General features: G+C 41.0%; 23 protein-coding genes and 1 pseudogene. 12 read left to right on the top strand and 12 right to left on the bottom strand.

What is annotated here, in order from left to right; translation table 11 throughout:
• Positions 1–189 precede the first annotated feature (189 nt).
• Together NOS7524_RS21700 and NOS7524_RS21695 are read left to right on the top strand one after the other, a co-directional pair.
• Positions 190–1092 (top strand): MbnP family copper-binding protein, encoded by a 903-nt coding sequence (locus NOS7524_RS21700; protein ID WP_015140627.1) that lies wholly within the window; start codon positions 190–192, stop codon positions 1090–1092.
• A 78-nt stretch (positions 1093–1170) separates the two neighbouring features.
• Entirely contained in the window at positions 1171–2322 is a 1152-nt protein-coding gene (locus NOS7524_RS21695) for a methanobactin export MATE transporter MbnM (protein WP_015140626.1), read from the top strand.
• 467 nt (positions 2323–2789) lie between these two features.
• Here the strand turns inward: NOS7524_RS21695 and NOS7524_RS30245 are convergent, their stop codons facing one another.
• On the bottom strand, positions 2790–2963 hold the full coding sequence (locus tag NOS7524_RS30245; RefSeq protein WP_171815391.1) for a hypothetical protein: 174 nt from the start codon (positions 2961–2963) through the stop codon (positions 2790–2792).
• Positions 2964–3174: 211 nt separating this feature from the next.
• Between NOS7524_RS30245 and NOS7524_RS21685 the strand changes: the two are divergent.
• Positions 3175–3985: pseudogene (locus NOS7524_RS21685) on the top strand (IS5 family transposase).
• 32 nt (positions 3986–4017) lie between these two features.
• On the opposite strand, the gene NOS7524_RS21680 reads toward NOS7524_RS21685, so the two are convergent.
• The 4 genes from NOS7524_RS21680 to NOS7524_RS21665 are packed head-to-tail and all read right to left on the bottom strand — an operon-like array spanning position 4018 to position 9906.
• Positions 4018–4971: a toll/interleukin-1 receptor domain-containing protein gene (locus tag NOS7524_RS21680; RefSeq protein ID WP_041555413.1), complete on the bottom strand. Its 954-nt coding sequence runs from the start codon at positions 4969–4971 to the stop codon at positions 4018–4020.
• Positions 4964–5275, bottom strand: a complete 312-nt coding sequence (locus tag NOS7524_RS21675; RefSeq protein ID WP_041555898.1) for a HigA family addiction module antitoxin — start codon at positions 5273–5275, stop codon at positions 4964–4966. The genes NOS7524_RS21680 and NOS7524_RS21675 overlap by 8 nt, the downstream gene beginning before the upstream one ends.
• A gap of 14 nt (positions 5276–5289) precedes the next feature.
• A complete protein-coding gene (locus tag NOS7524_RS21670) occupies positions 5290–5865 on the bottom strand; it encodes a Uma2 family endonuclease (RefSeq protein ID WP_015140624.1) in 576 nt (191 codons plus the stop codon).
• Positions 5866–5919: 54 nt separating this feature from the next.
• Positions 5920–9906 carry a magnesium chelatase subunit H gene (locus NOS7524_RS21665; RefSeq protein ID WP_015140623.1) on the bottom strand — a complete coding sequence of 1329 codons (3987 nt, stop codon included), beginning with the start codon at positions 9904–9906 and terminating at the stop codon, positions 5920–5922.
• 455 nt (positions 9907–10361) lie between these two features.
• On the opposite strand from NOS7524_RS21665, the gene NOS7524_RS21660 reads away from it, so the two are divergent.
• Both NOS7524_RS21660 and NOS7524_RS21655 read left to right on the top strand, forming a co-directional pair.
• Entirely contained in the window at positions 10362–10607 is a 246-nt protein-coding gene (locus NOS7524_RS21660; RefSeq protein WP_015140622.1) for a DUF2281 domain-containing protein, read from the top strand.
• A 264-nt stretch (positions 10608–10871) separates the two neighbouring features.
• Positions 10872–11258, top strand: a complete 387-nt coding sequence (locus NOS7524_RS21655; protein ID WP_015140621.1) for a type II toxin-antitoxin system VapC family toxin — start codon at positions 10872–10874, stop codon at positions 11256–11258.
• Positions 11259–11364: 106 nt separating this feature from the next.
• Here the strand turns inward: NOS7524_RS21655 and NOS7524_RS21650 are convergent, their stop codons facing one another.
• The gene (locus NOS7524_RS21650; protein WP_015140620.1) at positions 11365–12645 is read right to left on the bottom strand and encodes a hypothetical protein; all 1281 of its coding nucleotides are present in this window, start codon (positions 12643–12645) and stop codon (positions 11365–11367) included.
• Between the two features lie 196 nt (positions 12646–12841).
• Entirely contained in the window at positions 12842–13186 is a 345-nt protein-coding gene (locus NOS7524_RS21645) for a hypothetical protein (RefSeq protein WP_015140619.1), read from the bottom strand.
• Positions 13187–13350: 164 nt separating this feature from the next.
• On the opposite strand from NOS7524_RS21645, the gene NOS7524_RS21640 reads away from it, so the two are divergent.
• Positions 13351–13815, top strand: a complete 465-nt coding sequence (locus NOS7524_RS21640) for a helix-turn-helix transcriptional regulator (protein WP_216087499.1) — start codon at positions 13351–13353, stop codon at positions 13813–13815.
• A 109-nt stretch (positions 13816–13924) separates the two neighbouring features.
• Here NOS7524_RS21640 and NOS7524_RS21635 read toward each other — a convergent pair whose 3' ends face one another.
• Together NOS7524_RS21635 and NOS7524_RS21630 are read right to left on the bottom strand one after the other, a co-directional pair.
• The gene (locus NOS7524_RS21635; RefSeq protein WP_015140617.1) at positions 13925–14167 is read right to left on the bottom strand and encodes a hypothetical protein; all 243 of its coding nucleotides are present in this window, start codon (positions 14165–14167) and stop codon (positions 13925–13927) included.
• Between the two features lie 4 nt (positions 14168–14171).
• Positions 14172–14978 carry an Rpn family recombination-promoting nuclease/putative transposase gene (locus NOS7524_RS21630; RefSeq protein ID WP_015140616.1) on the bottom strand — a complete coding sequence of 269 codons (807 nt, stop codon included), beginning with the start codon at positions 14976–14978 and terminating at the stop codon, positions 14172–14174.
• Positions 14979–15043: 65 nt separating this feature from the next.
• Between NOS7524_RS21630 and NOS7524_RS21625 the strand changes: the two genes are divergently transcribed.
• Entirely contained in the window at positions 15044–16309 is a 1266-nt protein-coding gene (locus tag NOS7524_RS21625) for a hypothetical protein (protein WP_015140615.1), read from the top strand.
• A gap of 16 nt (positions 16310–16325) precedes the next feature.
• Here NOS7524_RS21625 and NOS7524_RS21620 read toward each other — a convergent pair whose 3' ends face one another.
• Positions 16326–16712: a hypothetical protein gene (locus tag NOS7524_RS21620; protein WP_015140614.1), complete on the bottom strand. Its 387-nt coding sequence runs from the start codon at positions 16710–16712 to the stop codon at positions 16326–16328.
• A gap of 503 nt (positions 16713–17215) precedes the next feature.
• Here NOS7524_RS21620 and NOS7524_RS21615 point away from each other — a divergent pair.
• Entirely contained in the window at positions 17216–17848 is a 633-nt protein-coding gene (locus NOS7524_RS21615) for a M23 family metallopeptidase (RefSeq protein ID WP_015140613.1), read from the top strand.
• 131 nt (positions 17849–17979) lie between these two features.
• Here the strand turns inward: NOS7524_RS21615 and ftsH are convergent, their stop codons facing one another.
• Positions 17980–19878 (bottom strand): ATP-dependent zinc metalloprotease FtsH, encoded by a 1899-nt coding sequence (gene ftsH, locus NOS7524_RS21610; RefSeq protein WP_015140612.1) that lies wholly within the window; start codon positions 19876–19878, stop codon positions 17980–17982.
• Positions 19879–20186: 308 nt separating this feature from the next.
• On the opposite strand from ftsH, the gene NOS7524_RS21605 reads away from it, so the two are divergent.
• Positions 20187–20732 carry an NADPH-dependent FMN reductase gene (locus NOS7524_RS21605; RefSeq protein WP_015140611.1) on the top strand — a complete coding sequence of 182 codons (546 nt, stop codon included), beginning with the start codon at positions 20187–20189 and terminating at the stop codon, positions 20730–20732.
• 74 nt (positions 20733–20806) lie between these two features.
• Here NOS7524_RS21605 and NOS7524_RS21600 read toward each other — a convergent pair whose 3' ends face one another.
• Complete coding sequence (locus tag NOS7524_RS21600) at positions 20807–21925, bottom strand: ferrochelatase (RefSeq protein ID WP_015140610.1); 1119 nt, start codon at positions 21923–21925, stop codon at positions 20807–20809.
• A 267-nt stretch (positions 21926–22192) separates the two neighbouring features.
• Here NOS7524_RS21600 and NOS7524_RS21595 point away from each other — a divergent pair, with 267 nt between their 5' ends.
• The 3 genes from NOS7524_RS21595 (at position 22193) to ilvB (ending at position 26491) form a co-directional block, all read left to right on the top strand.
• Positions 22193–22864: a hypothetical protein gene (locus NOS7524_RS21595; RefSeq protein ID WP_015140609.1), complete on the top strand. Its 672-nt coding sequence runs from the start codon at positions 22193–22195 to the stop codon at positions 22862–22864.
• A gap of 191 nt (positions 22865–23055) precedes the next feature.
• On the top strand, positions 23056–24321 hold the full coding sequence (locus tag NOS7524_RS21590) for an MFS transporter (RefSeq protein WP_015140608.1): 1266 nt from the start codon (positions 23056–23058) through the stop codon (positions 24319–24321).
• 271 nt (positions 24322–24592) lie between these two features.
• A complete protein-coding gene (gene ilvB / locus NOS7524_RS21585) occupies positions 24593–26491 on the top strand; it encodes a biosynthetic-type acetolactate synthase large subunit (RefSeq protein ID WP_015140607.1) in 1899 nt (632 codons plus the stop codon).
• The last annotated feature ends 97 nt before the right edge of the window (positions 26492–26588 follow it).

Here is a 26588-nt window from a genome sequence, read left to right as displayed (position 1 = left end):
GGAATGAAGAGAAATAACAGCCGATCAACTACACAACTTTATTTTCATGTTCATCCCTAGCATAGTCAAAAGACAACCTGTCAAAATTAACGAGTTCAACGCTTTTCTACTTTGACAATTGGTCGTTTGACAACAGAGCATCCATTACTGAGAATTAGAAGATACCTTGATTAACGCACAGGTGAAGTGATGCAGTTGTCTGCGAAATTAGCGGTGTTCACATTAGTCACAATTCCCTGTACCGCAATTCTGGGGAATTATGCCATCAGTTTAGCTTCTACTACTGAAACTCAAGAAGTCACAATTAGATTTAATAGCAAAGTTGGTCAACAGCCTTTTGAATGTGGCAAAACCTACACTTTAGGTAAACCAGCCAAAGAATTTACCCTCTCTGACTTTCGCTTCTATATATCTGATGTAGCTTTAATCGATGCTAAAGGTAAAGCTGTACCCCTAACCTTAGCCCAAGATGGGAAATGGCAATACCAAAATGTCGCCTTGCTAGACTTTGAAAACAAATCCGGTGCTTGTAGTAACGGCACAGTAGAAACACGTAATCAAGTGATAGGTACAGTACCTAAAGGACAATATCAAGGACTGCAATTTACTCTGGGTATCCCCTTCAATCTCAATCATGAGGATTCCGTCATCGCCCCATCACCCCTAAATTTAACCTCCCTCTGGTGGAATTGGCGATTTGGTTACAAATTTGCTCGCATTGATTTAGAGAAGCATCGTCACACTAGCCCAGGCGCGAAACATGATGAACCCAATCATCAAGCGCAGGGTTTCCCCATCCATTTGGGTAGCACTGGTTGTCAAGCTCAAACAGGTAGTCAAAAACCCTCATCTTGTAAAAATCCCAATACCGTGAAGGTTGTCTTAACTAAATTTGACACCAACAAAAATATCGTGGTTGCAGACTTAGCAGCGTTGTTAACCAACACAAATTTAACCATCAACCAACCAAATACCGCTCCAGGTTGTATGTCATCTCCCGATGATAGCGATTGTGTGGGCATTATGACTAATTTTGGTCTACCATTTGGCGATCGCCCTGCTTCTAAACAGAAATTCTTCAGAGTGGAGTGATAGAAAAATAGAGAATGGGGATTGGGCAAGATGCCTCCCCTGCTTCTTCCTAGCCCTTAACTGCCTCCGCATTCCCACATGAAATTAACTCGTTTGTTTACCCTCGCAGTAATTTGTCTGTTGTCAATTTGTCTCTCAATGGGGCTAAGTAAAGCATTTGGCAAATCACCGACTTCAGAATATGACTGGCATCTCCCAGCTTGGATGCCGAAGCCAATTGTCCCAGCCGATAACCCCATGAGTTCGCCAAAAGTAGAGTTGGGAAGGCATCTTTTTTATGAGAAGCGGTTATCAATCACGGGTGAATTCTCTTGTGCGTCCTGCCATATTCAGTCCTTGGCTTTCACTGATGGGAAAACGGTGGCGGTGGGAGCAACCGGCGAAAAACACCCCCGTAACTCCATGAGTCTCGCTAATATTGGCTACAACCCAGTATTAACTTGGGCTAACCCTTTGATAACAAGGTTGGAAACTCAAGCTTTAGTACCCATGTTTGGGGAACATCCGGTAGAAATGGGTATGGTAGGAAGGGAACAACAAATATTAACAATGCTGCGGGATGACTCCAAATATCGACAGATGTTTGCAATAGCCTTTGGAGAAAGTCAGGAAGCGATTAGCTTGAGTAATCTGACTAAAGCTTTAGCAGCTTTTGAACGTACTTTGATTTCCGTGAATTCTCCCTATGATCGTTATCGCTTCGGTGGCGACTCTGATGCTATTTCAAAAGCTGCTCAACGGGGGGAAAAGTTATTCAACAGCGAACGTCTGGAATGTTTTCATTGTCATGGTGGGATTAATTTTAGCGATTCGGTGATGCACGATCGCCTGGCTTTTGTAGAAATCGCTTTTCACAACACTGGCCTATATAATATTGACGGCAAAGGAGCTTATCCACCAGATAATACTGGTGTTTATGAAATTACTACCAAACCCTCCGATATGGGACGTTTCAAAGCTCCAACTCTGCGAAATATTGCTCTCACTGCTCCCTATATGCACGATGGTAGTATCCCTACTCTAGAAGCAGTTATCGACCACTATAAAGCAGGTGGGAGAACGATTCATACAGGAAAGTTTGCCGGAGTAGGCAGCAAAAATCCTTTCAAGAGTGAATTTATTAGCGGTTTTGAATTAACTGAAGCTGAAAAAAATGACCTGATAGCTTTCCTAAAAAGTTTAACTGATGAAACATTTATTCATAACCCTGCTTTTAGCAATCCCAATTAATTAGACATCTACCTAACTTTTTATCCCAAATTACTGAAGAAACTTGCCCAAAGTGTTCCTGTTACTTCTACAGCAATTAAAACTTTAGTGAAAAACTTGCCTAATTCAAACAAAATTGGCTGATAGTAGAAATTGACTCATTATTTACCATAAGCGATACCTTCGGTAAGCTGCGCTAACGCACTCCACACTCCCAAACGCGATCGCCTGTATAGGAAGATGAGCGATACCTCCGGTAAGCTTCGCTAACGCACTCGACATTCCCAAAAGCGATCGCCTGTTGGAAAAGATGAGCGATACCTACGGTAAGCTACGCTAACGCCTGTGTGAAAAAATAATCTCTGTTTATGTTTTAATCTATTAAGCAGACATCAAACGCTGCCTTGGTTGAGGAATTGAACGACCATTATCTTGTGCGGTTTTAATGCTCTACCATAAAACCAATGCAAGAACCGCATTTAGCAATATCAGGGACTCAAGCCAACAATAGCATCAATATACTTTTGATATGCTGATTGTTTATCAAGTTCTAAGTTCAAAAATTCTGATAGCTCTTCTATTAGCTGCACGATTTGAGAAGCACTATCACATCGCAAAGCATTTAGCGATTTCAATGGATCTTTAATAAGTTCATTATTCATATCTGGAGATAGTAATGGAATAAGATGCTTTTTCGCTCCCCACCGCGCTCCAAGTTCAAATAAGACATATTGTGATTGAAGGCTCGCTTTAGAAATTACTCCTATAAACACATGAGAATCATAAGAGGGTGTTTGAAAAGTCAGGTATGTTGTAAAAAAGCTCTCTCAGTATACGCTGTGAATAGATAATCAACAGCACCGAGAGAGCGACATGAGTAAAGCTTACCCCAGTAACCTGAGCCTCGCACAATATGAATTTCTTAGCGACTTGATTCCAGAAGGGAAACCGGGTGGTCGTAAGCGTGAAGTCGATATGTGGGAAGTCCTGAATGCAATTTTTTACATCCTGCTAGAAGGAGTGAGATGGCGATGCCTACGGCGGGCTACGCCTACGCTACCTGGGGACTTTCCTACGAGAGCAAACAGTGTACACATATTTCCGAAACTGGCGTAAAGACGGGACATGGTTGCACATTCACGATAGTCTCCGAGAGTGGACGAGAATCGAAATTGAACGTCATCCGAGTCCATCGGAAGCGATAATTGATAGCCAAAGCGTCAAGAGTGCGGCAATGGTGAGTCAATCAGTAGGCTTTGATGCTGGCAAGAAAATCAAAGGACGCAAGAGATTTATGACCGTTGATACCTTGGGGTTAGTGCTGCGGGTTTTGGTAACAGCAGCCAATGTCGGTGAGCGAGAAGGAGGCAAACAAGTTCTCCAACGAGTTAAACAGTCTCAGCCACAATCTCGGTTAACCACCATCTGGGTTGATGGTGGCTTTGATGGGGAACCGTTCATGCAGTGGGTCATGAATTTTTGTCGCTGGATTGTACAGGTGGTGCTGCGACCAGAGCAAAGCAAGGGCTTTGTTTTACTCAAAAAACGTTGGGTGGTGGAACGCACTTTTGGCTGGTTCATGGGATGTCGGCGATTGGTCAGAGATTATGAATTATTGCCCGAAACCTCAGAAACTTTTATCTATCTTGCAATGATCCGTATTATGGTGAAGCGATTGGCTTAATTTTTGACTCCCTAAAACTTTTCAAACATCCTCTAAACTTCTTGACGAAGCTGGTCGTTGAAATTAGCTCCCCCAGGCAATCTGTAGCCATCCAAACTTGTACATCTTATCTCTCTGGAAGGAATATTTAATGAAGCCCTAAAAAGTTCAACAAGTTTTGAAACTAGCTCTTTATCAATAGAACTGTGACTTATAAATATTTTTATCATATTATCTTTGTCCGGTTTTTCATTCTCTAAATCATTCACAATATGATTTACTTGATTCTGATTATTTAAACTTTCTTTATGATAACATTGAATTTGTCTGTAAAGGTTTGGATATGTTTTTTCATTAATATAATTTTTAATAGTATCAATATTTTTTTTATCATACTCAATTAGTTTTTCAGAAATATCATTAATTATTTTTTCTGGAATTTTATATAATCTTAAACTGTTCTGTATAATTGAAACTGATTTATTTAAATAAGCTTCAGATACTTTGAGATTTAAATATTTAAATATATCTTCAGGACTTTGTTTTCTAAAATTGCATTCTTCTTGAATTAAAATATTTTTTTCTAAACACTCCCTTAATGTGCCTACTTTGAATTCAAACGCTTCAAGTAATACACGATAAACAAATTCTTTTACTATCCAACTACGCACATCTTTTGATTCTGGAAACATCTTCAGAATATCTTGAATTTCAAGTGTGTAGCTTTGCATCTCCCTAGAAGACTTTAATAATCTTTCTACATAAGATATATTTCTTTCTATAATTCTCTTATTAGAAGCACGAGTTCGAGCAACTAAGCTCCTTGCCTCAACTAGCCACTCTCTAGATTCAAAAATAATATATTCTTGATTTTTTTTATTATTTGAACTAAAAAAATTAAACATATATATAATGTTAATACCAACAATTTTTATACCATCTTGTGAAAAGAATGCGGTTTGATGTTCACTAAGTGTTTCTGCATTTCTTAATCTTCTTCTAAACAAGTGTTATGAATTGCTCATATTCTTCCTTATGGCTTTGCAAAGCATCCCAAATATCAACCTTTTGCTGAAGATTGAGCCAAAGTCTTGGCCCGTTTCCTAACGCTTTACCAAGACGGATTGCTATATCTACCGTAATTGCTCTTTGACCATTAATAATTTCATTAACTATTTGATTAGATACTCCTAAAATTTCTGCAAATTTTGCAGTATTAATATCTAAATCATCTAGAATATCTGCAATTACTTCACCAGGATGTATTAGTCTGACTAATCTAGTATCAGTAATATTTTGCCAATTATTCATAATCAAAAAATCAATTACCAAATTCTTCCCAAATTCAAAACAAAACCATTTAAAATATCTTCCCCTGATACTGTAACAGGAGATTCCAAAAGCTCAACTTCCTTACCTTGTCTATAAATTTCTACCTGACGAGATTTACGATTAATTAACAAACCTAACCGCACACCATTGTCTATATATTCCCTCATCTTTTCCTGTGCAACCTTCAAACTATCACTCGGCGAAAGTAACTCAATTACAAAATCAGGACAAATGGGGGGAAACTTTTCTTTTTGTTCGTCAGTTAAAGCATTCCATCTTGACAATTTTATCCAAGCAGCATCAGGAGAACGGTCTGCACCATTAGGTAATTTAAAACAAGTAGAAGAATCAAAAGCAATGCCAGTACCATCAGCATCAGTCCAATTCATTACTTGTTGAGTAATTCTAGCGTTTTTATTTCCCGTTTCTCCTCCCGTGGGTGGCATGATAATTAATTCTCCCGTAGCAGTGCGTTCAAATTTCAAGTCACGGTTTACTTGACATAGATTAAAAAACTGCTCATCTGTCAGTTCCAATACTGATTGAAGGTTGACGGTTAAAGCATTCATAGTGATATTCCAGACTGAAAGATTAAGGCAGGCGTAAAGCCTGCCCATATAATCCTATTCTATCCCCTCAATTCGGTCTTCAACTTCTTGGTACAACTCGCGGAGGCGGTCTAAATTCTCCTCGCTAGTTTCCCAGTAACCGCGACCATTCACTTCCAACAATGTGGATACCATCTTGCGGAAAGAATGGGGGTTGAGGTTCATCAAACGTTTCTGCATTTCTTCATCTTTGATGAAGGTTTCGTTTGCATCCTCATAAATCCAGTTGTCCACTGCGCCGGCTGTTGCACTCCAACCCATTGTGTTTACCAACCGCTTGGAGAGTTCGCGTACACCTTCATAACCGTGAGACAGCATACCTTCATACCACTTGGGATTTAACAATTTGGTACGGGCATCTAAGCGCACGGTTTCTGATAATGTGCGGACTTGGGCGTTAGCTGTGGTGGTGTCTGCAATGTAAGATGCTGGTTTTTTACCATCGCCACGCAGACTTGCTACAAGCTTGGTGGGGTCTGAGTCGAAGTAGTGGGAAACGTCTGTCAAACTAATCTCGGAGGAATCCAGGTTTTGGAAAGTTGCATCAGCAGTTTTCAAGGTGCTTTCAAAAATCTGCCGAGATTCGTCCATCATTCCGGGGTTATCGGAATTGAAGGCGAAGGATTTGCGCTTGAGGTACATTTCCTGTAATTCGGCTTCACTGTCCCAAGTGCTGTTTTCTACTGCCAAGTTGATGTTTGACGAGTAAGAACCGGAAGCGTTGGAGAAAACGCGGGTTGCTGCTTGTCTGAGGTTAATTCCCAAATCCTGGGCTTGTTGTAGTGCGTGTTTGCGGACGAAGTTCATTTCTAAAGGTTCATCCGCTTCCGCCGCCATTTTTACCCCTTGATCTAGCAGGTTCATCTGGTTGATGAACAAGTCGCGGAATACACCAGAACAGTTGATGACTACATCAATTCTGGGTCTTCCTAACTCTTCTAAGGGAATTAACTCCAACTTGTTCACCCGTCCTAACGCGTCGGGAACTGGACGTACACCCACCATCCACATGATTTGTGCTAGTGATTCGCCGTAGGTTTTGATGTTATCTGTTCCCCAGAGAACACAGGCGATGGTTTCCGGCCAATTACCGTTGTTTTCGGCTTTATTTCTTGCCAATAGTCTATCGACAACGATTTTTGCTGATTGCACAGCCGCAGCCGTGGGAATTGATTGGGGGTCGAGGGCGTGAATGTTCTTACCTGTGGGCAATACATCGGGGTTACGGATGGGATCGCCACCAGGGCCGGGAAGAATGTATTCGCCTTCTAAGCCTTTGAGTAATGCGCCGAGTTCGTTGTCTGCACAAACTTGTTGCAAGCAGAATTCTAAATACTCGAACAGGGGCTTCAATGCGGAAGCATCAACTTTGGGATAACCTGCTTTTTGTAATGCTTCTACCCAAGGTTCTTTTTTGCCCATGTTGAAGAAATTCAACTTGGAAACTAGAGAAACCCTGCCTTCAGCATCTGTTTGTTCTTGTACCAAGGCGCGAACGGCGGCGCGGGTTGCTAGGGTGATGTCTTGTAGAAGTTGGACATCTTCTAGTACACCCCGATCGCTATTTTGGTAAATTTCGTCAATATCGCGCCCAATACTGCTGGCAATAATCCGGGGTAAGCTGAGAATTTCTTCTTCTTGACGGTCTAAGCTAGCAATGTTTACTAGGGTGGCGATCGCTTCTTCTGCACTTGGGGGTTTACCAATGACGTGCAAGCCACAAGGTAACAACCGAGATTCGATTTCCATCAACTTGCGGTAGACGCTGCCGACAATATTATCCCGTTCTTCGGGGGTCATATCTTTGGCATCGGTTTCTGGCAAGTTAATATCTTTATCCAGGTTGACGATGCGGCATTTATCCATGATCGTGTTGACGATGGGGATACCGCGACCGCTATCTTTTAAGGTTTGGTAAGAAGCAATTAACTCGCTGAGTTCCTTCAACCCTTTATACAAACCAGCGTTTTCCGCAGGTGGTGTCAAGTAGGAAATTGTCTCGGCGTAACTGCGGCGTTTCGCAATTGTTGCTTCGCTGGGGTTGTTAGCTGCGTAATAGTACAGGTTGGGAATTGTGCCAATGAGGTTATCGGGGTAGCATTCACCCGACATCCCCATTTGCTTACCGGGCATAAATTCCAAAGAACCGTGAGTACCAAAGTGCAGTACGGCATCTGCACCCCAAATTCTTTCTAGGTAAGTGTAGTAAGCTGCAAAACCGTGGTGAGGGCTGGCGGAACGGGAGAACAACAGCCGCATGGGGTCGCCTTCATAACCGAAGGTGGGCTGTACACCGATGAAAACGTTACCGAATTGCTTACCGTAAATTAATAGGTTTTGTCCGTCGCTGTTGAGGTGTCCTGGTGGTGGCCCCCAGTTTTCTTCCAGGCGTTGAGAATAGGGTGTAAGTGCCTCGTATTCTGGCACTGACATTTTGTAGGCAATGTTGAGTTCGGGGCTAGCATACTGTGCCTGTGCGTCGTGGATAACTTGTTCCATCAACTCTTTAGCGTTTTCTGGCAAGTCCTGCACGTCGTAGCCGTTGTTTCTGAGTGCCTGCATCACTTCGTAAATCGAGCCGAATACATCCAGGTATGCGGCTGTTCCCACGTTACCTTTATCGGGGGGGAAACTGAAAACAGTGATGGCAACTTTTTTGTTTAGTTTGGGCTTACGGCGCAGGTTCGCCCACTTCAAAGCGCGTTGTGCTACGGCTTCGATACGGTCTTGGAGAGCGATCGCTTTCCCTGTTGCCCCATCTCTACCCGATAATATAATCGGCTCAATTGCTCCATCTAATTCGGGAATGGCAATTTGCAATGCCACCTGAATGGGATGTAAGCCCAAATCGCTATCCAGCCACTCTTCAGTAGTTTGGAATACTAAAGGCAATGCCACCATATAAGGACGATTCAGGCGTTTGAGAGCATCAATTGCCTTGGGATGGTCTTGTCTAGCGGGGCCGCCTACCAACGCAAAACCTGTTAAAGATATGACTGCATCTACTAACGGTGTTTTGGTCGTTGGTTCGTAGAAGTAAGCATCTACAGGCTTGGAGAAGTCTAAACCACCAGCGAATACTGGTAATACCTTTGCACCCAGTGATTCCAACTCCTGCACCATCGCCACATAATGGGCATCATCACCCGTAACTAGGTGTGTGCGTTGTAATACCAAACCCACACAGGGAGCTAAGGGATCTTTTAAATCACTGGATATATCCTTACGGACTGTGTACCAGTTGAGGTACTCCCTGACATCCTCAAACATTGTTGGTGCTAAAGGATGCCAGATACCCATATCCGGGTAAACTACTGGTGCTTGATATGCGAGAGATGACGAATTTTGTTTATCTACAGATTTAAATACGTATTTATCCGCTAGCATCAGCAAGAAGTTTTCCAGGTTTTCTGGCGAACCTCCCAGCCAATACTGAAAGCTCAACATAAAATTGCGAGCATCTTGTGCTTTGTCCATTGGTAAATACTTCAGCACTTGCGGTAGGGTTCGCAACAGTTTCAGCATCCCATCTTGGAAACCAGCACCGGATTTTTCCTTGCGTTTCCGCATGAATTGGGCGATCGCACTCTTCGATTGACCCAATTGTGCCAAGGAAAAACTGCCCATTTTATTCAGGCGCATTACCTCTGGCATAGAGGGAAACACAACAGCTACATCCAAGCGATCGCGGTGTGGTTCTACTGCTGTAACTACTTTCTGTGCTAAGTCTTCGATGAAAATCAATGAGGCGATAAAGATATTGGCACTCTCGACTTCCCGTTTGAACTCTTCATAGTTCTCAGGATCTCTGAGTTCCTCAATCAAATAACCACTGATTTCAATCGCCAGGTTGGGATTGTTCGAGTTAATCGTGCGAACCGCTTGCGACAGTGCGCTCTGGTACTGGGACTCAAGCACGACATAGACCACCTTAATTAAGTTACGTCCGCCTAGATTATCAGGCGCAATGTGTCTAATGGTGGACTTGACGTGGGTGAACATGCTTCCTCGGCTCCTTTGATGCGTGTTCTCTAATGGAATTTCTTTGCGGCTAAGTGCCGCCAAAGTTTAGCGATTTTTTTTCGGCAATATCAGTTTTTTATCAGAAAAACCTTACCCAATGGGCATTTTGTAGGCTAACTGACATAAATCGATATAAAAATCGCAAACTTTGTTAACAAACATTAATAAATAATAAAAGTAAATGCTCACTGTATGTAACAAATTCTTAATAATTCTCGTTTTTGTATCGGAAATTGCTCATTCGGGAAAATGAAAATCAGTTACTATCTATATGTAATTTTGTCAAGTATTTGCAGTAAAAGCTAGCCTATCAGAGTGAAGAGGTCAGGATTTGCCTAGTTTTTCCCTATGTTCTAATGCTAGTGGCAAAGAAAGTGCGATCACCTGACTAAAGAACTAACATAAAATCATATGTACTCAAGGGAGAAGGTGAGATGACTGCTCAAGTTGTAGATACCACCTCAGAATTAATTGCTAAGTTGCAAACTCTAGCACCAGAACAGCAACAGCAGGTCTTAGATTTTGTGGAATTTTTAATGCAAAAATATGCTCAACCTGAAAAAACCCAAGAAACTCCTCAGCAACGTATCCCAGACTTAAATCGAGGCGAAATTTGGATGAGCGATGATTTTAATGATCCTTTACCTGATGAATTTTGGATGGGTGAAGGAGAAATATAGGCATCCGGTTTGATTTTTGAAATTATCTGTAAAAGCTAGGAGTAGGGATTAGGAAAGAGCATTTTTTGGGTGTACTGTATTTTTTTTAGAAATCAAATGTGATTCCTAGGTAAAACAACTTTAAAAAACCAAACTATGTTAAATAATGTAAAAACACTATAGTTCGTAGTAAGGACTTTAGTCCTTTTTTGTTCGCGGAGCGTCTCGGAGAGAGAACTAAAGTTCTCACTACAAACCTTTAATTATTTACCCTGTTCTACTTATATGAAATTGCTGTTAGACACCCACTTATTAATTTGGTGGTCATCAAGTTCAGAAAAACTTTCAACAAAAGTTTACGACTTAATTAACGATCCTAGTAATAATCTCATATTCAGTATTGCTAGTATTTGGGAAATGCAAATCAAAGTCCAGTCCGGTAAACTACGCCTAAATTTATCATTACCGAATTTGATAGAAAGTCAAAAACAGATTAATAATATACAAATATTAGCAATAGAGCCAGAACACATTTATACTCTTGATGGGCTACCAAATCATCATCGTGACCCTTTCGACAGAATTTTGATAGCTCAGTCAATATTTGAGAAAATACCTTTGTTAAGTGTAGATACAGTATTTGATTTATACCCAATCCAAAGAATTTGGTAATTGTGTAGAATAAAAAACTTAACTAATAACTAAGAAAAAGAACAGGTACGCATTATAAAAATTTTACATACGTACCTATTCTCTTTCATGAATGAAGCATCAAATTTTATTTAGCCAATATAGCTTTAGTATTTAAAGTATCTAGAATGGCATCATGAAATTGATTTATTGAAGATAAAATACCACTTTCTTTATCGTTCAGTAATGAGTCTTTTACCTCATTTAAATAGTTATTGAGGTTTTCTCTGAGAATTGGTCTTTCAACTTTCACTGTATGATAGTGATCCCAAATATCCCATGCTAAAATACCTAAACCAGCTAGGGGATTAAGTAATTCTAAGCCTAAAAGTCCTGCGGCCACTTCACCAGTTCCCTCTGTTGCTACCTTTGTTGCTGTTTTAGTTGCTACCTTAGCAATTACTTTAGAAGTTGCTTTACTCACAGTTGCTGTAGCCAGTTTCTTAGTACCAATAACCGTGACAGCTTTAATCATTGCGCTGCTAGCTAGATAACCTGTACCACGGGAAAGTGCGCGAAGAGAAAGATTTTGATCTTTCCCACCTGTATTGTATGTTGTGCTTCCTAAACCTTCTAGAAACTCTTCCCAAACAGGCTGGGGAATCTGATATTTAGTTTGAATCCCTGCTAATACGTGATTAGCTTCAGATACATATTTATCAATTGCTTCTCTAGTAAAACGTTCCATCTCAATCTGCATTAATGATGGTTGCAGAACTTGTTTGGCAAACTCTTTTTGGAAATTACCAATTAATCTTTCAGCCTTGTCTTCTTCTGAAGTAGCACTAATATTGACCCAGATAGCTTCTAACCCAACCCCTAACTGAGTAAAATAATTGTAGTACCAATCCAGAAAAGGATGGTCTACACGTTGCATTACTTCATCATGCCATTTTTCAAAATTATTTGATGCAGATGCTCTGGAACTAACTAATGCTTTTCCTAGAGCATTTGCAACATCATCTGACATTTGATATTGTTGCTGTTTAGTAATATTAATAGTGACAGTATTTGATTTATTTTGAGATGAATGACTGATGTGTTTAAGTGAAAAATTTCCCCATATTTGAAGAATGATGATCAAAACCACACCAAGCCAAATAAATTTAGACGCAGATTTAATCAAATCACTGTAGGCACGAATCCGCTCAGTTTTTTCAGAAAAGCTTCTATCATCAACTGGATTTAAAGGGGGAGTAGGTTTAAAAACGGATTCAAAAACATTATTGAAACTTAACAATGTAGATTTCAAAAAAGAGATAACCTTTTTATGTAACTCATTGTTTAGTAATTTTTGAATAATTTGACGATTATCCACTGGGTGAGATCCAGGATTTTGAGTTGCTTCTGCTTCTTGATTAGTGTTCATAGCAAATTTTGTTGTATGGAATATTAGTTAATTACAGATAAACAATGTCAAAACTTTAGTACAAACTGTAGGGTTCGTCAGTATGAATAATCTCTGAATCTAGTTAGGTTCTATCGTACTGACGCACCCTACCCAACTATCAATTTTGGATAATTTATGTTTTCCTACTCCCTTAGTTAAAAAATGAAAATAATAACTATGCAAGTGTGTGCAAATAACTCTTGATCTTCAACTTCAAATCTCCAGAAATTGGGTAAGATTCAATCTCGCGTTCTATGTCAGCCTTAGATTTACCTTTTGCTCTCAGTTTTTCTACAGTTGACTTAAAAATTGCTTCAAATCCATAGTCAGCTAATCCTTGTGACATCAGAGCAAGTAAACCCAGTACAGCGACTCCTCCAAGCATTCCGAATGGTCCACCAAGTATTGCTAATGCTGTAGTTAATGCTGCTGCTCCTGCCCATCCTGTCACCGCCATAGCAACCAAAAGTACAAGGCCAGGAACTCCCAAAGCCGCAATTTTATCAACTAGCTTATCCATAATTATGTTTCCGTGTACAATGTATTTTTTGTTTCATCTTCCTAGTATGTTGTAATTAAAACCTAAGTATCACCTAGCTATCATCAGGAATAGTGCTAAGATTACACCAGGAAATTTTACTGAATTTGCAAAATTTGCCTATGCCATCGAGTAACGAACCCTTCATGCAAGCAGAAAATAGTTGGGATTTGGAAACACTATATTCAGATTTATCATCAGTTAAAGGTAAGCGTTTAACACCTGTAGAAAAGCGTCATTTGCGAGGTTTGCTTTGTGGCTATAGTCCGGCTGAAATAGCAGAAAAACTCGGTAAAAATGGCAAAGGTGTAGAAACTGACCTCTGTGCAACCATATATAGATATGTCAAAAGTCTTTTGGATAAGTCTGATGAAAAATTAGAAAATTGGCGAAATATTGCAGAATGGCTTGATGATGCTGGGTATAAAAATCAGTCAATAAATGTTCCAGGTTTAGATTTATCTCCTGATAAAGCAGTAGTTAATGTAACTAATATAAATATTGAAAATAATCAAATAGTATTTTTGATTAGTATGAAAATTCCAACTTCTCAAGACTTATCTTCTTTAGCGGATGAATTAAATAATTTAGATAATTATCAAGGTAATTAGTATTTATATTTTGACCAACCCTCTTGCACCATCCAAACCAACATTCCTAATAGCATTTCGACTGGCAGAGAGAAGTCAATATAAAACATGAGGAATTAAATATTTTATATCACTGAATTTCAGTATTTTCTATTTGAGCTTGTAATTTTTGAATCTGTTCGACAGTTAAACCAGTAAATTCAACAATTAATGCGATGACCTCCGGTCGGTCGTAGACCATCGCAGTATCTTTACTTAGAATATTTCTGGCAATTTCCTGAGCTTTTTGTTCTAACCCTTGTTTAAAACCCAGTTCAAAACCTTCTTGAAACCATTCTTGCCAAATCTCTTGATAAATAACCGATTCACGCATAAAGTTACAGGGGTTGAATATCTTCTGTTTGAGCCTGTAATTTTTGCAACTGTTCAATAGTTAAACCTGTGGCATCGACAATTATTTCTAGACTAATACCTTTATTAATCAGTTTGATGGCAACATCTTGAGCTTTTTGTTCAATTCCTTGTTCAATTCCTTTTTCAAAGCCTTCTTTAACACCCTCTTGTAAAATATCTTGATAAATTACAGATTCGCGCATAATATCACTCCGCAAGATTCTTTTAATCACGTCCTTATTTAATACTAGCCCAGATAACACTGCTGTTGATGCAGCAAGATTACTGCGGATTCTGGTGTCTTCCATTGCTTCAATAACCTCAGCCACTTCTTCTAAGGTTCGCGTTTGATTATCGGTTTGGGTTAAAGTTGCAAACGGTAGCAAACCTGGATAATTGAAAAATATTTCTGTTGGCTGTTCCCACAGTCGAATTACGTCAAATCTGTGCCAGCTATTTTCTAAGACAAATTCTGTTTGATAAACTAGCTCAGAATCGCTTGGTTGTAAATAAATTACCACCTGACGTATTTTTTTCTGGGGAAATTTGCGATACCCTCGTAAGCGATAATCACTCATGCGAAAGGGAATATCGAATTTTGGTCTGGTTTGAAATTCTAGATGGAGGACAATTTCATCGGACTGTAACAAAATTAGTGCATCTGCCCGTATGGGTTCGAGGGATAATTCTGATGGACTTAGTTGAGTGAGTGCAATTGGCTCATTCAGCAGCCAAGTTGCAAAGTCACTAGAAAATGATTCAGCAAGGAACTTACAGACGTTATCATACATAGGTTGTAATTTTATCAGTACCCTTTTACGTACGTAATTTTTATATAAATGTTTACTTTTAACTTATGAATTTAGTAGATATTCTCATTCTCTCCAATGGTCCAGGGGAAGTAACGACTTGGGTACGTCCAGTAGTGAAAGCTTTACGAGAACAGTTAGGAAATAACCGTGATGAAGTGAGGATTTCTGTAGTTTTATCACCGTGTCCGAATGCTAGCGGTAAAGAAGTTGGGATCGCCCTTTCTTATCCAGAAGTAGACCGAGTACAATCAGCAGAGCATTTTTGGCAATTTTTGCTCTGGGGTAAAACTGTAGAAAATTGGGATTGGAGCGATCGCGGTGTCATTGTTTTCTTAGGTGGCGATCAAATTTTCCCTGTCGTCATCGGCAAAAAACTCGGATATCGCACAGTAGTTTACGCCGAGTGGGAAGCCCGTTGGCATAATTTCATTGACTCTTTTGGAGTCATGAACCCAAAAGTCGCCGCTCAAGTCTCCCCTAAATACATCGACAAATTTACAGTCGTGGGCGATCTGATGTTAGAAGCCCAAAGAGAAATCAACACTCCCCAATCTCCAATATCTAATACCCGATCCCCAATCATTGGTCTTTTACCTGGCTCAAAAGCAGCAAAATTAACCCAAGGTGTACCGCTAATGCTCAGTATTGCTGAATATATCCACAACAAAAGACCTGAAATTAAGTTTGTGATTCCCGTAGCTCCAACTTTGGATTTACAGACTATGGCCAGTTTTGCCGATTCCCAAAACAACCCATTTGTAGAAACCTTTAAATTCTCTGGTGCTTCCTTAGTTTTCCCAGAACAAAGTAGTCAGAACCCCATACTACAAACATTTAAAGGATTAAATGTAGAGCTACACCAAGAAAATCCTGCCTATGAATTATTATCACATTGTTGTATTTGCTTAACTACAGTCGGAGCAAACACAGCCGAGTTGGGTGCTTTGGGTGTGCCAATGCTGGTTTTACTACCCACACAACAACTTGATGCCATGCGTTCTTGGGATGGTTTACCAGGGTTACTCGCTAATTTGCCGGGGTTAGGTTCTACCTTTGCCAAAATCATTAATTGGCTGTTTCTCAGACGCAAAGGTTTATTAGCTTGGCCAAACATCTGGGCAGAAGCAGAGATAGTCCCAGAACTTGTAGGTAAACTCGACGCTGAAGCAGTAGGAGAAATGGTTTTAGAATTTTTGGCTGATCCACATAAATTAGAAGCAATACGCCGCAAGTTGCGAAACGCCAGAGGCGAAAGCGGCGCAGCCCAGAAGATGGCGATTTTGGTCAAGGAACAGATACAGAGTTTGTGAATTTTGACATGGGATATTAGTCCGAAGACTGTCCATCTCTACGCCCTAGTTCATAAATACCGCAACCCATGCAGGCAAGTATACCTGTACTAATTGCCCAACTGCGTCCTAAACTGATTTCTACGCCCCAGTTACATAAAGCCCCAATTACTAAAAACGGCACAATGCTAAACAGTGATGCGTAAAAGGCATTTTGTGATTCTCTGGCTTTGCGAGTTTTTTCAAATTCTGATTCGCTAGTGTAAAGCGATCGCTCGGCAAAGTTAAACCAACGGTTGAGTTGCTCGATTACCCATTCACTCACCGGGGAAAACCCTAGATATATTGCCAAAGACCACAGACTAGCTCCGGCGATCGCTACAGTATCTAATTCAAAACGGAAAGGTAATATTTCAGTCAGCATAGCTTGGTTGCGTCCTGCAAATGGTCAACTTGACTCGTTACCGAGCTTCAATTAACCTATTCAGCCATTTTAAGTCTAAAACCTCACAAGATTTTCACCACTTGACCACTATAGTCATTTAAAGTGGACTGCTATAGGAGTCCTACGTATTATGTAGGTATATACGTAAAGCACTATTTCTAATAAACTCAAGACGGTACATATATTCAAGTGTTTACTTGCTAGCTGATAGCTACTCCTAGTAATACCAAACATTTAAAATATGCTAATTTCATCAGACTTGTTAAAGAAAAAATCAATTTGACATTGTAAAGCTTTATGTCGTAAGCTAATTCATTGAAAAGCTCAATATTTATACAAAAATGAATCCAATGTCAACATTCATTAGACGACACAACTTTTAGGTAGTAGGTTTAAATTTTTAGCATGGATTTGTAGTTAGATTCATGAAATTTTAAAGAAGCAAAAATTAATTATATTTAGTGGTTTGAGGAATAAAAATAATGAGTAGGCGGCAACAAAAAGTAGTTCTTTCTGGAGCCACAATATTAGTATGTTTAAGTATTTTCAGTAGTATAAATCTATTACCAAAAATTGAAATTGTTAGAGCTAGAGAAACACAGTCAAATAAAACAGCCACAGGGAACGGTTGGTTAGCAGCTTCTTTCCCTGTAGAGAATTTTCAAGCTTATACATCACCCTTTGGTTATCGTCGTTCTGCAACTGGTGGTGATGGTTGGGAATTTCACAATGGTTTAGATATTGCCGCCCCCCAAGGTAGTTACATTCGTAATTGGTGGGGAGGTAAAGTGATTAAAGTAGGTGATAGCGGCGCTTGTGGTACTCACATCATCATCAAATCAGGGGAATGGGAACACACCTATTGCCACATGGAAGGTCATGTAGAAACTGCCAATGGTCGCCGTTTTCTGATTGATCGCGCTGGAGGAATTCAAATCTGGGAAGGTCAAACTATTCCTACGGGTGTGAGAATTGGCAGAATTGGGATGACAGGGCGCACTACCGGCCCTCACCTCCATTGGATCATGAAGTATGCAAATAACTATGTTGATCCAGCAATGGTGTTAAAAGAAATGTTTTCCCAACAGCAAATCGCCAGACAAAAGTCAAGATAATAGGGATAAGATAGTTTTTTCATTGGGGCAGTCAATAGGCACATAGTCAATCCTATAAAGAAAAGATAGGAAAACTAATAACAGTTTGTGCCTATCTTTTTGCTAGTTTTAGTTAATTGTGGAATTAATAACTATTGACTAACCACTGTTGTTAATTCTTCATTTGTTGATTCTTGTTTATTGCCGTCCATAATTTTGCGGAATGCCTCACCGTCAATGGTTTCTTGGTCTACCAACATATCTACTAGGCGCTCTAACAATAGGCGATTTTCTTGCAACAATTCTTTGGCAATTCGGTAGCAACTATTGATTATTTCTCGAACTTGAGCGTCTATTTTGGCGGCAATTTCCTCAGAATATTCTGATTTATTCATCCAATCCCTGCCTAAAAAGACCTCTCCATTCTGAGTTTCTAGGGACAAGGGGCCTAAATCAGACATCCCGAACCTTGTCACCATCTGCCGTGCCATTGATGTGACTTTTTGCAGGTCATCTCCTGCACCAGTCGTTACTTCTGCTTTACCAAAGACGATTTCCTCAGCAGCACGTCCCCCCAAAGTAGCTGTAATTCTCGCTTTGATTTGGTTACGGGAAATTAAGCCTTGTTCTTCATTGGGAGTAAACCAAGTCAAACCTTGGGCTTGTCCCCGTGGGATGAGGGTGACTTTCTGCACTGGATCATGGTCTTTTAATAAAGTCCCTACCAAAGCGTGTCCAACTTCATGGTAGGCAATTAAGCGTTTGCTCTTGCTGTCTACCAGGGGTGTACCTTCCATCCCAGCCACAACCCTGTCTACGGCATCATCAATTTCTAAAATAGTTATGGCCTCTTTGCGTCTTCTAGCGGTGAGAATCGCTGCTTCGTTGAGTAGGTTGGCTAAATCTGCCCCTGTAAACCCTGGTGTGCGACGGGCGATCGCTTCTAAAGATACACTAGGGTCAATCTTTTTATTGCGAGCATGAACGCTTAAAATTTCCAATCGTCCTTTCAAGTCAGGTGCATCAACTATTACCTGTCTGTCAAAGCGTCCGGGACGCAACAAGGCAGCATCCAAGACATCGGGACGGTTGGTGGCAGCAATAATAATGATGCCGGTGTTGCCTTCAAAACCATCCATCTCTGTGAGTAACTGGTTGAGGGTTTGCTCTCTCTCATCGTTACCACCACCGATACCTGTACCCCGTTGTCTACCTACTGCGTCAATTTCATCAATAAATATTAAGCAAGGAGCATTGTCTTTAGCTTTCTTAAATAAATCGCGGACGCGGGAAGCACCCACACCTACAAACATTTCCACGAACTCCGAGCCAGAAATACTAAAGAATGGTACACCAGCTTCCCCAGCGATCGCTTTTGCTAGTAAAGTTTTCCCTGTACCTGGGGGGCCGATTAATAATACCCCTTTGGGAATACGCGCGCCTACAGCCGTAAATCTTTCTGGCTGCTTCAAGAAAGTTACAACCTCTTGTAGTTCTTCCTTAGCTTCTTCAATCCCTGCAACATCATCAAATTTCACCCCAGTTTTGGCTTCCATTTGGAAACGCGCTCTGGATTTACCAAAGTTCATGGCTTGACTAGAAGCGTTGGTAGAGCGTCGCAGAAACAGTAGCATTAAGGCCACTAACGGTAAAATCCACATTAGGTTAATTAGTAGTCCAACTGCGGCTCTACTGTTGGCAGAAGATACTTCACCAAAATCCACATTATTGGCTTTGAGTTTATTAATTAACTCTGTGTTTTGCTCTAAAAGCCTGACTTGTATTGGAGGTGTATCTGGCTTTTGTCCTTTTAAATAAACTTTTGCTATCTGTTCAGTTTCGTCTAATTCTACTCTTTTAACCTGCTCTTGATTAATTTTCTGGATTAACTCCCCATAAGTTAGTGAGTCGCGCTCTGCTTTTTGAGCCAACGCGGGATTACCTCCCAAAATACTCGGCAACATGATCAAACTGGCTGCAAGTGCGCTAGTCCAAGCCACACGCTTTGGTGATTGCTGTTTCATCAATGCCTTTTTACCAAAATTTTTCATAACAATTACCCTTTGTCTGCTGCCATAGGCCGAGCTTTGGTTTATGCCTACTCTTCTAGCAAAAATTGCAATAACTCGTAGTCACTGCTGTCTAATCTAGTCTAACTCCCACATTCAAATTAAGAAGGCAAAGGGATTGGGGATTGGGTAAAAAGCAGGGGAGAAAAGGAGAAATGCCCTAATCAGCACTCATCTCTCTCCAATACTAAATTTCTAGTAATTTGACTGTGGTGAAATAAATCGTTAAGATTATAAACATAGTCATAATGACTTCGCATTTTAGTATTTTTTTAACTATTAGGTAGGTTATGGTGAAAATTGTTGGTATTGGTGGTAGTTTAAGAGCCAACTCTTACACCCAGTTGGCTTTGCAAATAGCAGCACAAAGACTAGAAGCCATAGGTGCAGATGTCGAGATTTTAGATTTACGCCAACTAAACTTACCATTCTGTAATGGTGGTAAAGAGTATCCAGAATATCCAGATGTGCAGAGATTGCGCGATACTGTTAGTAATACCGATGGATTAATTTTAGCGACACCTGAATATCATGGCGGTGTGAGTGGTGTCCTAAAAAATGCTCTTGATTTAATGAGTTTTGATGAATTGTCTGGGAAAGTCACCGGTTTGATTAGTGTACTGGGAGGACAAGCTAATAGCAACGCCTTAAATGATCTGCGCCTAATTGTCCGTTGGGTACATGGTTGGGTGATTCCGGAGCAAATTGCGATTGGACAAGCTTATGGTGCTTTCAGTTCCGAAGGCAAATTGTTAGATGAAAAACTTTCCCAAAGGTTTGATCAATTCGCTCAGAGTTTAGTAGATAATACCCGCAAGCTGCGAGGAGTAAATTAGAGAGTTTTGACGGTTTGTAGTAAGCACTTCAGTGCTGAAAAAAAGGACTAAAGTCCTTACTACATAACAGCTTTTTAATGATGATGGTGATGGTGATGATGACTAGATATATGTGTATTTACAGTCATTGCTTGCTCATTCTGTAACTCAGCAATGTGGGGAATTGCCCACTGTGCAGCCATCGCTAAAAACTCTGGATTGTTATTAACACAAGGCATTTGTACGTAATCCACATCAGGATGCTTTTTCTCTAAAGCATGAATAATGTGGTGTACATCTAATAGAGTTTCGTGGTTTTCTGTAGCAAAGCCAATGGGCATAAAGATGATCACTTTTGCACCCAATTGAATTAGGTTATTAGCTGCTTGTTCTGTATTTGGTTGCGTCCATTCAATTAGGGGTGTATCGTGATTGAGCCAACCTACCGAAATTAAAGGATAACGGTTAATTAACTCCTCTCTTACCAACTCATACAAAGCTTGACTTTCGTCAATTCCAGAGGTGAAACCTTTGGCTTTGTGAGGACAACCGTGATTCATCAACACAATGCCAATTTGAGAAGGTAAGTATGCGGCTGCTAAATCAGCGTTAATTTTCTCCTCAACTAGATGCGCCATTAAGTGAATATACTCCGGCTCATTATAGAAAGAAGGGATGTAACGTAATCCTTTTAGCCAATGGTTTTCACCCTCAGCAGTCTCAGCCAGAGCGTTGTTCACTTGCTCGATCGCAATTCCACTGGTAAAAATTGAATCAACCACCAAAAGAGGATAAATCAGGATTTTATCAAAGCCTTGGTTTTTGATTTCTGCCAAAACTTGTTTTGGTAAAAAAGGAGCGCAGAAGTTAAAAGCTTTGAAAACTTGAACATTACTACCCCACTTAGCCTGTAATTGTTCTTCAATTCCAGCTCGTTGCTTTTCAAAGATGGCATTATGAGGGGAAATAAAATCATGATGTTGGTGTCCCCATTCGTGGCGGTCAAATAATGCCAATATTTTTGCTAAAGGTGGATAAATCCAGGTGGGAACCGGTGCGAATTTGGCTGTGAGTAGATTGAGAGCCTGTTCGTTATAGTTGGCAAAATCTTCGTAGCTTTCGACTTCGCCATAGCCCATGAGCAAGACAGCTACTCGATCTTGATTGGATAAATGCTCCTGGGTGTTTTGTAGTTTTTCCGGTGTGGCAACCACAATGAGTTCCTCAATATAAACCAGAATAGAGAGCAAAATCAGCAGCTAGTAAATAGCTGAAGTTTTGACTAATTAGTTATTTATTATCCCATCCCCCCGGAGAGGATAACTACAAAATTGACAATAATATATCAAAAGTCATATTAGTGTTATTACTTGATACCGAGTGTTAAACAAGATTGGATAGGGAAGACTGGGGAGTAGGGATTGGGGAATGGGGAATGGGGACTGGGGATTGGGAAGCAGAGGGGCAGGGGAGAAAAACTAATGAATATAATTATTTGTCCTGGAATTCATGAAACAGATTTAACTGAAAGCTTTATTTCAGGGTGGTTATCCCCAAGCATAGATAACTTAAAATCCTCCTCATCCTCAACCCTACAGGAGGCTAAAGCTACATCCCTCCAGTCCCCAATCCCCAGTCCCCAGTCCCCAATCCCCAGTCCCCAGTCCCCAATCCCCAGTCCAGAGAATATATTAGTTGCGCCAGTGCCAGGGATTTTGGCTTTATCATCACTTCACATTTTGCAGTTTCTGCACGATCGCCTGCACCATAGGCTAGAATCGCCAGTTATATTCATCAGCTTTAGTGCTGGTGTTGTAGGAGCGATCGCCGCAGCTTGGCAATGGCAACTTTTGGGAGGTGATGTCAAAGCATTTATAGCGATCGATGGCTGGGGAGTACCATTATGGGGGAAATTTCCCATTCATCGGCTCAGTCATGATTATTTTACGCATTGGAGTTCATCTTTGCTCGGTAGTGGGCAAGATAACTTTTATGCAGAGCCAGCAGTTGATCATTTAACTATGTGGCGATCGCCACATAGTGTACAAGGCTGGTGGGTAGATTCCTCCCAAGGTGAAATTACCACCCCCAAAACCCGTCTAACAGCAGCTGAATTTCTGCATTTATTATTAAAACACTATGAAGAAAAATAGTCCGGAAAACAGTATAAGCACATAGGAGTGAGAAATAGAGGATATTGGGCAATGAACTGACGATAATTAAGCAGATGAGGAAGGGAGAAAAGCAAAACAATTCTTTCTTATCTTCCCCAATTCCCAATCCCCAATCCCCAATCCCCAATCCCCACCCCCCATCTACCCTAGTTAAAATACCAACGTAACCCATGTTTCCAACTGAACCTGCTGCTGTCAATAACGGGTTTGGCGCACTACTAAAGAATCGGAATTTTATGCTCCTATGGATGGGACAGTTGCTATCCCAATTAGGAGATAAAGTTTTTTTCGTCTTAATGGTGGCTTTGTTGGAGAATTACCCACCGCTTCCGGGTTTAGCACAAAACTCCATGTACTCAATTTTGATGGTGGCGTTCACTCTACCAGCAATTTTATTGGGTTCTGCGGGTGGTATTTTTGTTGATCGCTTCTCTAAAAAGCTCATCCTAGTAGGCTCGGATGTCATACAGGCAATATTGACATTACTAATAGCCTTTGCACCACGAGATTTTCTAATATTTTTAATCCTGACTTTTGCGATTTCTGCCTTAGCCCAGTTTTTTGCCCCAGCCGAACAGGCGGCTATTCCTGTGTTGGTACGCAAAGAAAATTTTATGGCAGCCAATGCTCTCTACAGTAGCACCATGATGGGGGCTTTAATTGTAGGGTTTGCCATTGGGGAGCCGATATTAAGTTGGGCGAAGACTTGGTTAGGAGAAGGCTATGGTCAACAAGCAGTGGTAGCGGGATTATATTTATTGTCAGCACTAGCCTTTCAGTTAGTTGATTTTAAATCAGAACACAAAACTGTCAGCGATCGCCGCTCATTAATCGATCCTTGGGCTGATTTAAAGGAAGGTTTGCGTTATCTCAAAAAAAATCGTCTGGTATTAAATGCCATGCTGCAACTGACCACTTTATATTGTGTCTTTGCGGCTTTAATGGTTTTAGCGATTAGATTAGCCGCAGATTTTGGTTTAAAAGAAAAACAATTTGGCTTTTTCTTAGCAGCAGCCGGGGTAGGGATGGTATTGGGTGCAGCCATTTTGGGACACTGGGGCGATAAATTTCATCACAAACCCTTACCCTTAATCGGATTCTTAGTCATGGCGTTGGTTTTAGGACTATTTACCTTTACCCACAATCTCGTGCTAGCTTTAGGACTTTGTGCATTGTTGGGCATAGGTGCTTCTTTAATCGGTGTACCCATGCAAACCCTCATTCAACACCAAACACCACCAAATATGTATGGTAAAGTGTTCGGCTTTCAAAATCATGCTGTGAACATTGCCTTGTCGGCACCTTTAGCCATTACCGGGCCATTAACTGATGCTTTAGGCTTGAGAACTGTCTTAGTAGGAATGAGTTTTGTAGTTGCAACTGTAGGTATTTGGGCATGGCAAAACACCCGTCGAGTTTTGCAAGATGTAATTTAGGCAATAGTTAATAGGCAATAGGCAATAGGCAATAGTCATTAGCTCCCCCACATCCCTCATAAGTCAGGGAAAATTAACTAATATCATCTGCTTCCGTCCTAAACTAAAAGTACAAGTTATGTTGTATGGTCGGTTTTGACCATGATATCTCTACGTTAGCCACATCCTGAAGACAGAAATTTCAGGCATAACTTGGTGGAATTTTCCATTAAAATTGAAATATTCAATACAGAATTCCCGCATTAACTTAGCTATCCTCCGAGGTTTGATCGTGACTGTGAGCTTGCCTTCCCCGACTAGTCCCTCACAAATAGAGCAACACAACCAGTCTGCTAGTTCTACATCATCAGTTGTCACCCCTAAACGGGTAACTGGTGGTTCTGCACTACTAGATAGCCTTCTGCGCCACGGTGTTGAGTATATCTTTGGCTATCCTGGTGGAGCAATCCTACCAATTTATGATGATCTATACAAAGTAGAAGCAACTGGGCGCATTAAGCACATTCTCGTGAGGCACGAACAAGGGGCAGCTCATGCTGCCGATGGTTATGCCCGCGCTACTGGCAAAGTGGGTGTCTGCTTTGGTACTTCTGGCCCCGGTGCAACTAACTTGGTGACAGGTATCGCTACGGCGTACATGGATTCGATTCCCATGGTGATTGTCACAGGACAAGTACCACGGAAAATGATCGGTACGGATGCGTTCCAAGAAACTGATATCTATGGCATTACTCTACCAATAGTCAAACACTCCTATGTAGTGCGTGATCCGGCTGACATGGCGCGGATTGTAGCTGAGGCTTTTCACATTGCTAGCACAGGCCGTCCAGGACCGGTGTTAATAGATGTGCCTAAAGACGTGGCTTTTGAAGAATTTGATTATGTACCTGTAGAACCAGGTACAGTCAAGTTACGGGGTTATCGTCCTACAGTGAAGGGCAATCCCAAACAAATCAATGCGGCGATTCAGTTAATTCAAGACAGCCGTCGTCCTCTACTATATGTTGGTGGGGGTGCGATCGCATCTGGCGCACACACAGAAATTCAAGAACTAGCAGAGCTATTTAATATCCCCGTCACAACTACCTTAATGGGTATCGGTGCTTTTGATGAACATCATCCCCTATCTTTGGGAATGTTGGGAATGCACGGCACCGCCTACGCCAACTTTGCGGTAACGGATTGTGATTTGCTGATTTGCGTGGGTGCCAGGTTTGATGACCGCGTAACAGGTAAATTAGATGAATTTGCCTCCCGTGCCAAAGTTATTCACATCGACATCGATCCCGCAGAAGTAGGTAAAAATCGCGTCCCAGAAGTACCCATAGTTGGTGATGTGCGGAAGGTGTTAATTGACTTGTTGCGTCGCTGCAAACAAATCGGTGCCAAAAGTACACCCAACCAAACCACAGAATGGCTCAACCTGATTAACCGTTGGCGTGAAGAGTATCCCTTAGTAGTACCCCAACATCCTGACAGCATCTCACCCCAAGAGGTAATTGTAGAAGTTGGCCGTCAAGCACCCCATGCTTTCTACACTACAGATGTAGGTCAACATCAAATGTGGTCAGCCCAATTCCTCAAGAATGGCCCTCGACGCTGGATTTCTAGCGCCGGTTTAGGAACAATGGGTTTTGGCTTGCCTGCGGCTATTGGTGCTAAAGTAGCATTCCCTAATGATGAAGTCGTCTGTATTAGTGGTGATGCTAGTTTCCAAATGTGTTTGCAAGAATTGGGAACTGCCGCACAATATGGCATTAATGTCAAGACAATAATTATCAATAACGGCTGGCAAGGGATGGTACGCCAGTGGCAACAAGCCTTCCACGGCGAACGCTACTCATGTTCAAATATGGAAGTGGGGATGCCAGATATTGAGTTTTTGGCAAAAGCCTATGGAATTAAGGGGATAATAGTGACTAAGCGTGAGCAATTAAAAGATGCGATCGCTGAAATGTTAGCCCACAATGGCCCTGTAATTTTGGATGTTCATGTCACCAAAGACGAGAACTGTTATCCAATGGTAGCCCCTGGTAAGAGCAATGCTCAAATGATTGGTTTACCCAAGCAACCACCGAAAGCCAGTGTAGAACCAGTTTATTGCAGCAATTGCGGTACAACCAATGCCCATGATCATAAATTCTGTTCTGAATGCGGGACTAAGTTGTAGTTACCGACCAGTCTAAGAACTTAAAAACCTCTAGTAGCAATCAGAAATTTGAGATAATTTCTGGTTGCTATGTCATTTTAGGTGAGAAATTTATTCT

The sequence above is a fragment of the Nostoc sp. PCC 7524 genome, from assembly GCF_000316645.1.
In the GTDB taxonomy this organism is placed as follows: Bacteria; Cyanobacteriota; Cyanobacteriia; order Cyanobacteriales; family Nostocaceae; genus Trichormus.
Note: the sequence above shows the minus strand (reverse complement) of the source record. Positions and strands in the feature narration are given on the sequence as shown.

What these genes read in the sequence shown, in the direction of transcription:
- NOS7524_RS21675 (WP_041555898.1), bottom strand. Translation starts at nt 5,275, where the DNA reads ATGAATAATTGGCAAAATATTACTGATACTAGATTAGTCAGACTAATA.
- NOS7524_RS21670 (WP_015140624.1), bottom strand. Translation starts at nt 5,865, where the DNA reads ATGAATGCTTTAACCGTCAACCTTCAATCAGTATTGGAACTGACAGAT.
- NOS7524_RS21625 (WP_015140615.1), top strand. Translation starts at nt 15,044, where the DNA reads ATGAATTTAGTAGATATTCTCATTCTCTCCAATGGTCCAGGGGAAGTA.
- NOS7524_RS30245 (WP_171815391.1), bottom strand. Translation starts at nt 2,963, where the DNA reads ATGAATAATGAACTTATTAAAGATCCATTGAAATCGCTAAATGCTTTG.
- NOS7524_RS21665 (WP_015140623.1), bottom strand. Translation starts at nt 9,906, where the DNA reads ATGTTCACCCACGTCAAGTCCACCATTAGACACATTGCGCCTGATAAT.
- NOS7524_RS21695 (WP_015140626.1), top strand. Translation starts at nt 1,171, where the DNA reads ATGAAATTAACTCGTTTGTTTACCCTCGCAGTAATTTGTCTGTTGTCA.
- NOS7524_RS21700 (WP_015140627.1), top strand. Translation starts at nt 190, where the DNA reads ATGCAGTTGTCTGCGAAATTAGCGGTGTTCACATTAGTCACAATTCCC.
- NOS7524_RS21615 (WP_015140613.1), top strand. Translation starts at nt 17,216, where the DNA reads ATGAGTAGGCGGCAACAAAAAGTAGTTCTTTCTGGAGCCACAATATTA.
- NOS7524_RS21630 (WP_015140616.1), bottom strand. Translation starts at nt 14,978, where the DNA reads ATGTATGATAACGTCTGTAAGTTCCTTGCTGAATCATTTTCTAGTGAC.
- ftsH (WP_015140612.1), bottom strand. Translation starts at nt 19,878, where the DNA reads ATGAAAAATTTTGGTAAAAAGGCATTGATGAAACAGCAATCACCAAAG.
- NOS7524_RS21635 (WP_015140617.1), bottom strand. Translation starts at nt 14,167, where the DNA reads ATGCGTGAATCGGTTATTTATCAAGAGATTTGGCAAGAATGGTTTCAA.
- NOS7524_RS21645 (WP_015140619.1), bottom strand. Translation starts at nt 13,186, where the DNA reads ATGGATAAGCTAGTTGATAAAATTGCGGCTTTGGGAGTTCCTGGCCTT.
- NOS7524_RS21655 (WP_015140621.1), top strand. Translation starts at nt 10,872, where the DNA reads ATGAAATTGCTGTTAGACACCCACTTATTAATTTGGTGGTCATCAAGT.
- NOS7524_RS21620 (WP_015140614.1), bottom strand. Translation starts at nt 16,712, where the DNA reads ATGCTGACTGAAATATTACCTTTCCGTTTTGAATTAGATACTGTAGCG.
- NOS7524_RS21605 (WP_015140611.1), top strand. Translation starts at nt 20,187, where the DNA reads ATGGTGAAAATTGTTGGTATTGGTGGTAGTTTAAGAGCCAACTCTTAC.
- NOS7524_RS21650 (WP_015140620.1), bottom strand. Translation starts at nt 12,645, where the DNA reads ATGAACACTAATCAAGAAGCAGAAGCAACTCAAAATCCTGGATCTCAC.
- NOS7524_RS21660 (WP_015140622.1), top strand. Translation starts at nt 10,362, where the DNA reads ATGACTGCTCAAGTTGTAGATACCACCTCAGAATTAATTGCTAAGTTG.
- NOS7524_RS21590 (WP_015140608.1), top strand. Translation starts at nt 23,056, where the DNA reads ATGTTTCCAACTGAACCTGCTGCTGTCAATAACGGGTTTGGCGCACTA.
- NOS7524_RS21595 (WP_015140609.1), top strand. Translation starts at nt 22,193, where the DNA reads ATGAATATAATTATTTGTCCTGGAATTCATGAAACAGATTTAACTGAA.
- NOS7524_RS21640 (WP_216087499.1), top strand. Translation starts at nt 13,351, where the DNA reads ATGCAAGCAGAAAATAGTTGGGATTTGGAAACACTATATTCAGATTTA.